The organism is Dietzia papillomatosis NBRC 105045 (assembly GCF_001570845.1).
GTDB lineage: Bacteria > Actinomycetota > Actinomycetes > Mycobacteriales > Mycobacteriaceae > Dietzia > Dietzia cinnamea.
This window is the reverse complement of sequence record NZ_BCSL01000017.1, coordinates 64,602-72,679: the sequence shown is the minus strand read 5'-3', so window position 1 is coordinate 72,679 and position 8,078 is coordinate 64,602. Positions and strand designations below refer to the sequence as shown.

Genomic DNA, 8,078 nt, shown 5'->3' with positions numbered 1-8,078 from the left:
TGACGGGCCCGGGAGCCGGGGGCGCGACCCCGCTGGGCTGCGGAGTCCGGCGCGGCGTGGCGGCAGAGACCGGCGCAGCGATGGAGGCGAAGCCCCACGCGGCGGCGTGTCGCACGCCACATCCGAGGCGGCGTGTCACCGGTCATAGCCGCAGGGGAAAATGGTAGGTCCCGCCGATTTCGCTTGACCTTCGCGGCTTGCATGTGTGTAATCACAGGTGTGTCATTCCCTGGTGGGTGACGGTAAACCACGTTACGGACACCGGCAGGGCGCTGGGCCGACGGCGCCCTGATGATCGAGGCCTTACGCGATCGCGCCGGTGACGGGCACTCCATCGCGGATCTTTCGCAGACGAACAACGCAACACGAAGGGATGACCGTGGATCGACAGTCACGCACCGTCGCGGGACCCGAGCTGGCTCTGGTCGACCTCGGTGTCCCCGGCCTGTTCGTCGAGGACGGCCAGGAGAGCTGGCAGGACCGGGCTCTGTGCGCGCAGACCGATCCCGAGGCGTTCTTCCCCGAGAAGGGCGGCTCGACCCGCGAGGCCAAGAAGATCTGCACCGGGTGCGAGGTCAAGGCGGAGTGTCTCGAGTACGCGCTGGCCAACGACGAGCGGTTCGGCATCTGGGGCGGGCTGTCCGAGCGCGAGCGGCGACGCATCAAGCGCGACGCCGTCATCTGATCCCCGGCCGCCGCGCGATCATCCCCTCCGCAGGTGCGCGGCGTTCAGTCCCCCTCCGGGCCCGCCTCGACCTCGTCCGGTGAGATCTCCAGGTGCTGCGACACCAGCTCCACGAGCACGGAGTAGATGAGATCCCGCAGGTCGTCGCCCTCCGGCGCACGCCGGGTGAGCGGCTTCCGGAACAGCACCAGCCGCGCGCGGGTCGGCTGCCCCGACCGGTCCACGCCCGCGGGCACGAGCCGGGCGAGCGGGACGTCGCCGTCGGCCACGACCTCCTCGGGCCAGGTCTCCCCGGGGCGCAGGCGCATCCGCGGCACCATGTCCACGGCGAGGTCCAGGTGCTCGAGGCGCGCGTGCCAGTGCTGGTCGATCTCCGCGAACGCCTCGAGGGCGGCGGCGTCGAACTCCGCCGACCGGCTGCGCCAGCGGGGCACCTCGGGCGGCAGGATCGGCCCGCGGGGCCCGTGACCGCGGCGGTCCGCGCGGCGAGACGTCACCACGCGCGGCCCGCGGCGCCCGGGATCGCCGGGGAAATCGCGGACGGAGATACGGCTGCCCGCGGCGACGTCGGACTGGCCGGCGCCCGGGATCGCGGTCCCTGTGGGCGGCCGTCCGGGAACCGGGGCGGTCGGGGTCATGGCGCGAGGATAACCCCGTCGGTGGCGGCCGGGTCGCACCGGTGTGGGCGGGTCGCGGCCCACCCGGACAGTGCGCGGGGCTACGCTGGGGCCTCGTGAGTGAGAACCGTCGTTGCTGCCGCCCGGGATGCCCCAACCGTGCGGTCGCCACTCTCACCTACGTGTACGCGGACTCCACGGCCGTCATCGGGCCACTGCCCGCGGTCCAGGAGCCGCACGCCTGGGACCTCTGCGCCGTGCACGCACTGCGCATCACCGCCCCCCGCGGCTGGGACCTCGTGCGTCATCCGGACCTCGACACCTCGGCCGAGGACTCCGATCTCACGGCCCTCCTGGACGCCGTCACCGGCGGCCCCGTCGGAGGGCGGCGGACCGGCGCGGCACTGGTCGACGCCGAACGCCTGCGCCGACTCGGGGTCTCCGATCCCGAGCCCGCGCTGGACCGCGCGCTGGCCGGCAGCGACCCGCTCCCGGCCCCCGGGCCGTCGACCGGCTCAGGGCGCCCCCACCTGCGGGTGGTCCCCGACGTGTCCGCTGCCCGGGAAGACGGGTCCGACCGGCACTCCGGCGGCGCGGGCGGGTCCGGCCCCGCCGCCCGCTGACCCGCCGCCCGCAGGGTGGTCCGCCGCGTGATCGGCGCGGGTAGTGTCTCGGAAGACATCGACCGACCCCGTCTCACACCCCTGGAGCAGCACGTGGCACGCAGCGCCGAGTCCGTCCGAGCAGTCATCAAGGCCTACGACGTCCGTGGCGTCGTCGGAGAGCAGATCGACACGGACTTCGTCCGCGAGGTCGGTGCGTCCTTCGCTCGGCTCATGCGCTCCGAGGGCGCGGGCACCGTGGTGATCGGGCACGACATGCGCGACTCGTCCCCGGGCCTGTCGGCGGCGTTCGCCGACGGGGTGACCGCGCAGGGCCTCGACGTGGTGATGATCGGCCTGGCCTCCACCGACCAGCTCTACTTCGCCTCCGGCCTGCTGGAGTGCCCCGGCGCCATGTTCACCGCCAGCCACAACCCGGCGAAGTACAACGGCATCAAGCTGTGCCGGGCGGGCGCCAAGCCGGTGGGCCAGGAGTCCGGCCTCCGGACGATCGCCGACGAGGTCATCGCGGGCGTCCCCGCGCACGACGGGGAGACCGGCACCGTCTCCGAGCGCGACGTGCTCGAGGGTTACGGCGAGTACCTGCGCGGGCTGGTCGACCTGACGGGGATCCGCCGCCTCAAGGTCGCGGTGGACGCCGGCAACGGCATGGGCGGTCACACGGTGCCCGCCGTCCTGGGCGGGCTGCCGCTCGAGATCGTGCCCCTGTACTTCGAACTCGACGGGAACTTCCCCAACCACGAGGCCAACCCGCTCGAGCCGGCCAACCTCGTCGACCTGCAGGCCCTCGTCCGGGAGAGCGGAGCTGACATCGGCCTGGCCTTCGACGGCGACGCGGACCGCTGCTTCGTGGTCGACGAGCGCGGAGAGCCGGTGGCCCCGTCGGCCATCACCGCCCTCGTCGCCGAGCGGGAGCTCGCCAAGGAACCGGGCGCATCGATCATCTACAACCTCATCACCTCCAGGGCCGTCCCCGAGCTCGTCGAGGAGAAGGGCGGCGTCGCCGTCCGCACGCGCGTGGGCCACAGCTTCATCAAGGCGCAGATGGCCGACACGGGTGCCGTCTTCGGCGGCGAGCACTCCGCGCACTACTACTTCCGCGACTTCTGGGGCGCCGACTCGGGCATGCTGGCCGCCATGCACGTGCTGGCAGCACTCGGCGGTCAGGACGGCACGCTGTCCGAGCTCATGGGCGAGTACACCCGGTACGCCGCCTCCGGGGAGATCAATTCCACGCTCGACTCGGCGGAGGCGCAGACCGAGCGCATGGAGGCCGTCGTCGCCGCGTTCTCCGACCGCGCCGCGTCGGTCGACCGCCTGGACGGCGTCACCGTCGACCTCGGCGACGGCGCGTGGTTCAACCTTCGCGCCTCCAACACCGAGCCGTTGCTGCGCCTCAACGCCGAGGCGCCGACCAGGGAGGACGTCGACGCCGTGGTCGACGAGGTCCTCGCGATCGTCCGTGCCTGACCTGTCGAACGACACCGGGGCCGGGCGGGTCGACCTCGACGACCCCGAGGCGCTGCGCGCCGCGGACGCGACGGGGGCCCTGCTGCACGCGTCGATGGCCGGGGCGCAGCTCCGCGCCGTGGCCACCGCCGTCGAGGGCGGGGCCCTCGACGGTCTCACCGGCTTCCGGCCCCGCGCCGTGGTGTGGGTGTCCGGCCGGTCCGACCGCGCGCGGCAGGCGGCCGGCGTCGTGGCGGCTCTCGCCGTTGAGGCCGGTGGGCCCGCGGTCCCGCCGCTGGTGCACGCCGGCACCCTGCCCGCCTGGGTGGGAGCGCTCGACGTCGTCCTCGTCTCAGGAGACGACGCCGGCGATCCCGACCTGGCGGCGGCGATCGACGCCGCCGCCGGCCGCGGGGCCGCGGTGATCGTGGACGTGCCTCGCGAGGGGCTGGTCTCCGAGGCGGGCCGGGGGCGCGCCTCCTGGCTCGAGCCGCTGCCGTACCTACCCCCGCACCGCGGCGTACTGCGTCACCTCGCGGCCGGCATGGCGGTCCTCACCGCACTCGGGGCGCGGGGACTGGACGTGGGTGCCGCCGCCGACGCCGTCGACGTCGAGCTCGAGGGGATCGGGCCCGAACTGGCGACCCCGGTCAACCCGGCCAAGCTGCTCGCGACGTCGGTCGCCGGCCGCGACCCGCTCGTGTGGATCCACGCGGACGCGGTCTCCGCGGCCTGTTGCGATCGCGCGGTCGCGGCGTTCTGCGACGCGGGCCGGATCACCGCGGCCTCGTCGGTCGGGGACGCCGTGCGTGCCGGCGCCGAACGTGCGCAGGGGCGCCCGCCGGTGGATCCACTGGCGGACCTTTTCCACGATGAGGAACTTGACGGGCCACGCGAGGACATGCGCGTGCGATACCTCGGTATGGTGTTGAACGCGGACGAGGACATCGTCCGGCTGGCCGCGGGCCCGCTCGCGGACGTCGAGTGGGTCACCGACCGCGGTCGGGACACGGTCGGCGACGCCCCGGCCCCGTTGAGCGGAAAGGTGGCCGCGCACATGGCACGCACGGAGCTCTCCGCCGCCTACCTCCTCGTCGGAGGTCTGTAGGTCCGTGGTCGCCCTAGAACCGGTGGTCCAGGCCTACGCCTGGGGCTCCCGGACCGCCCTCCCCGAACTGTGCGGGACGGCCTCGCCGTCACCGCACCCCGTGGCCGAGCACTGGTTCGGTGCCCACGACTCGGGATCCTCCCTGTGCGCTGACGGACGGGCGCTCGACGCACGGATCGCCGACGACCCCGAGAAGGAACTCGGCGCCCGCGTCCTGGCCGAGCACGGCGGGGGACTGCCGTTCCTCGTGAAGCTGCTCTCGGCCGAGCAGGCGCTGTCCCTACAGGCGCACCCGTCACCGGAGAAGGCGCGCGAGGGCTACGCCGCGGAGGACGCCCGGGGGATCGCCGTCGACGCCGCTGACCGCAACTACCGCGACGCCAATCACAAGCCCGAGATCCTGGTCGCCCTGACCGAGTTCCACGCGTTGGTGGGATTCCGCCCGGTCGAGCGCACCATCTCCCTGCTCGACGCGTTCGACGTGGACTCGCTGCGGCCCTACCGCGACATGCTCGCCGGGCAGCCCGACGCCGAGGGCCTGCGCGCGGTGTTCACCACGTTCGTCACGATGCCCCACATCGTGCTGGCCGACGTCGTGTCCGACCTCGTGGCCCGGGCCGTGTCCTATCTGACCGTGAACGGGGTCGACGCCCCGTGGTCCGCGGTCGCCACGACGGTGGCGGAGCTCGCCGAGCGCTATCCGACGGACCCCGGCGTCCTGGGCGTCCTGCTGCTCAACCGGGTGGTCCTGCAGCCGGGCGAGGCCGTGTACCTGGGACCCGGGCAGCTGCACGCCTATCTGCGCGGCGTCGGGGTGGAGGTCATGGCCAATTCCGACAACGTGTTGCGTGGCGGACTGACCCCCAAGCACGTCGACGTGCCCGAGCTGATGCGGGTGCTCGAGTTCGGCCCGCTGGCCGACCCCACCGTCGACGCGATCCCCGCCGACCGCGGTATCCCCGGTGAGGTCGACTACCCCACGCCCGAACCGGATTTCGCGCTGTCGCGCATCGACCTGCCCGCCGGACGGCTCGTGACCTGGCGACCCGACGGGCCGGAGGTGCTGCTGTGCACCTCGGGCGAGGCGCAGGTCGACGAGGACGGTGCGGGGGAGGTGCTCCGGCCTGGGCGCGCGGTGTGGGTGCCGGCCTCGACGACGCGGGTGTGCCTGCAGGGTCTCGACGGGACGACCGTGTTCCGCACCCGCGTCGGCGACCGGTGACGGGGCCGACGCGCGAAGAGGCGCTGCCGCTAGTGTGGGGCGGAGATCTTTCGAGAGTCAACGAGGAGCTGGTCGAAGAACATGTCCGCTGATCTGCAGGTTCAGTCCGTCAACGGTGTCGAGTTCAAAGTGGCGGATCTGTCGCTGGCGGAGGCGGGGCGCAAGCAGATCCGTCTGGCTGAGCACGAGATGCCGGGCCTGATGGCGTTGCGTGAGGAGTACGCGGCCGAGCAGCCCCTGGCCGGCGCCCGGATCGCGGGGTCGATCCACATGACGGTGCAGACCGCTGTGCTGATCGAGACGCTCACCGCGCTGGGCGCGGAGGTCCGGTGGGCCTCGTGCAACATCTTCTCCACCCAGGACGAGGCCGCCGCCGCCGTGGTGGTGGGGCCCGAGGGCACCCCCGAGTCACCGCAGGGTGTGCCGGTGTTCGCGTGGAAGGGCGAGACCCTGACCGAGTACTGGTGGTGCACCGAGCAGATCATGACGTGGCCGGGCACCGAGCCGAACATGATCCTCGACGACGGTGGCGACGCCACGATGCTCGTCATTAAGGGCAAGGAGTTCGAGCAGGCCGGCGCCGTGCCCTCGGACGACGCGTCCTGGTCGGCGGAGGAGAAGGTCTTCCACGCGCTGCTGCGCGAATCGGTTCCCGCGAATCCGGGCAAGTACACGGCGATCGCGGAGTCGGTGAAGGGCGTGACGGAGGAGACCACCACCGGCGTGCACCGGCTGTACCACTTCCACTCCGAGGGCGTGCTGCCGTTCCCGGCGATGAACGTCAACGACGCGGTGACCAAGAGCAAGTTCGACAACAAGTACGGCACCCGTCACTCGCTGCTGGACGGCATCAACCGCGGCACCGATGCCCTGATCGGCGGCAAGAAGGCCCTGGTGTGCGGTTACGGCGACGTGGGCAAGGGCTGCGCGGAGGCGCTGGCCGGTCAGGGTGCGCGTGTGCAGGTCACCGAGATCGACCCGATCAACGCGCTGCAGGCGATGATGGACGGGTTCGACGTGGTCACCGTGGACGAGGCCATCGCCGATGCGGACATCGTCATCACCGCCACGGGCAACAAGGACATCATCACCTTCGAGCACATGAAGCGGATGAAGAACAAGGCCATCCTGGGCAACATCGGCCACTTCGACAACGAGATCGACATGGCCGGGCTCGAGTCCGCGGAGGGCGTCACCCGCATCAACATCAAGCCGCAGGTCGACGAGTTCGTCTTCGACGACGACGGCCGCTCGATCATCGTGCTCTCGGAGGGACGCCTGCTCAACCTGGGCAACGCCACCGGGCACCCGTCGTTCGTGATGTCCAACAGCTTCTCCGACCAGGTGATCGCGCAGATCGAGCTGTTCACCAAGGCCGACCAGTACCCGATCGGGGTGCACCAGCTGCCCAAGATCCTCGACGAGAAGGTCGCCCGCCTGCACGTCGAGGCTCTCGGCGGCACCCTGACCCGGCTGGCCAAGGACCAGGCCGAGTACATCGGCGTGGACGTCGAGGGTCCCTTCAAGCCCGACCACTACCGCTACTGAGCTCACCGACGATGAGTGCACGGCCGATGAGTGCACGGCCGATGGGTGCGCGGCCGGGAGGCGCACGGCTCGTGGTCGTCGAGGGGCTCGACGGAGCGGGCAAGAACACGTTGACGACCCGCCTCGTCGCCGAGCTCGGCGCCCGCGGGCTCTCGGTCGGCCGGCTGGCGTTCCCGCGCTACGGCACCCTCCACGCCGACCTGGCCGCCGACGCCCTGCACGGCGGTCAGGCCGGGGCGGCGGACTCGCCCCACGCGATGGCGCTGCTGTTCGCTCTGGACCGACACGCCGCGCTCGACGCGCTCACCGGACTCGCCGTCGCCCACGACGTTGTGCTGCTCGACCGGTACGTGGCCTCCAACGCCGCGTACACCGCCGCACGGCTCGGCCCGGACCGCGAGGCCGAAGTCGTCGAGTGGATCGGCGCGCTCGAGTTCGACCGGCTCGGGCTGCCGGCCCCGCATCTGCAGCTGCTGCTCGACACCCCCGTCGAGGTGGCCGCCGAGCGGGCCGGTTCCCGCGAGGTCGCCGACCCGGGCCGTGCCCGCGACCGCTACGAACGCGACGCGGACCTCCAGGCGGCGACCGGGGAGGTCTACCGCCGACTCGCGGCGGCCGCGTGGCGGTCGCCCTGGCGCGTCCTCGGGGCCGATCCCGCGGTGCCGGAGTTGGCCGACCTCGTCGTCGACCCCACCCCGGAGCCCGCGCCGCACCCGCGATCGCGCGGGGTGGCCGGGTAGTCTCTGAAGCGGCAGGAAGACGACCCACGGTACGTACCGGCGGTCGTGCGCCTGACGACGCCGACCCGACACGCCGACACAAGTGG

The 8,078-nt window shown here is 72.3% G+C and carries 8 protein-coding genes; 7 read left to right on the top strand and 1 reads right to left on the bottom strand.

Annotation, left to right across the window (positions count from 1 at the left end):
* The first annotated feature begins 373 nt into the window (after positions 1–373).
* On the top strand, positions 374–685 hold the full coding sequence (locus DPA01S_RS08040) for a WhiB family transcriptional regulator (protein ID WP_061915271.1): 312 nt from the start codon (positions 374–376) through the stop codon (positions 683–685).
* Between the two features lie 44 nt (positions 686–729).
* Here the strand turns inward: DPA01S_RS08040 and DPA01S_RS08035 are convergent, their stop codons facing one another.
* Positions 730–1,233, bottom strand: a complete 504-nt coding sequence (locus DPA01S_RS08035; RefSeq protein WP_061915300.1) for a metallopeptidase family protein — start codon at positions 1,231–1,233, stop codon at positions 730–732.
* Between the two features lie 185 nt (positions 1,234–1,418).
* Here DPA01S_RS08035 and DPA01S_RS08030 point away from each other — a divergent pair, with 185 nt between their 5' ends.
* From DPA01S_RS08030 to DPA01S_RS08005, 6 genes are all read left to right on the top strand, one after another.
* Complete coding sequence (locus tag DPA01S_RS08030) at positions 1,419–1,925, top strand: DUF3499 domain-containing protein (RefSeq protein ID WP_061228047.1); 507 nt, start codon at positions 1,419–1,421, stop codon at positions 1,923–1,925.
* Positions 1,926–2,018: 93 nt separating this feature from the next.
* The gene (locus DPA01S_RS08025; RefSeq protein WP_061228100.1) at positions 2,019–3,395 is read left to right on the top strand and encodes a phosphomannomutase/phosphoglucomutase; all 1,377 of its coding nucleotides are present in this window, start codon (positions 2,019–2,021) and stop codon (positions 3,393–3,395) included.
* The gene (locus DPA01S_RS08020; protein ID WP_061228046.1) at positions 3,388–4,482 is read left to right on the top strand and encodes a hypothetical protein; all 1,095 of its coding nucleotides are present in this window, start codon (positions 3,388–3,390) and stop codon (positions 4,480–4,482) included. The genes DPA01S_RS08025 and DPA01S_RS08020 overlap by 8 nt, the downstream gene beginning before the upstream one ends.
* Before the next feature lie 4 nt (positions 4,483–4,486).
* The gene (gene manA / locus DPA01S_RS08015) at positions 4,487–5,704 is read left to right on the top strand and encodes a mannose-6-phosphate isomerase, class I (RefSeq protein ID WP_061915269.1); all 1,218 of its coding nucleotides are present in this window, start codon (positions 4,487–4,489) and stop codon (positions 5,702–5,704) included.
* Between the two features lie 81 nt (positions 5,705–5,785).
* A complete protein-coding gene (ahcY, locus tag DPA01S_RS08010; RefSeq protein WP_061915266.1) occupies positions 5,786–7,252 on the top strand; it encodes an adenosylhomocysteinase in 1,467 nt (488 codons plus the stop codon).
* Positions 7,253–7,278: 26 nt separating this feature from the next.
* Positions 7,279–7,992 (top strand): dTMP kinase, encoded by a 714-nt coding sequence (locus DPA01S_RS08005; RefSeq protein ID WP_232303067.1) that lies wholly within the window; start codon positions 7,279–7,281, stop codon positions 7,990–7,992.
* The last annotated feature ends 86 nt before the right edge of the window (positions 7,993–8,078 follow it).

Excerpts from the sequence above, each read along its gene's own strand:
- DPA01S_RS08040 (WP_061915271.1), top strand. The coding sequence starts at position 374 with ATGACCGTGGATCGACAGTCACGCACCGTCGCGGGACCCGAGCTGGCT.
- ahcY (WP_061915266.1), top strand. The coding sequence starts at position 5,786 with ATGTCCGCTGATCTGCAGGTTCAGTCCGTCAACGGTGTCGAGTTCAAA.
- DPA01S_RS08005 (WP_232303067.1), top strand. The coding sequence starts at position 7,279 with ATGAGTGCACGGCCGATGGGTGCGCGGCCGGGAGGCGCACGGCTCGTG.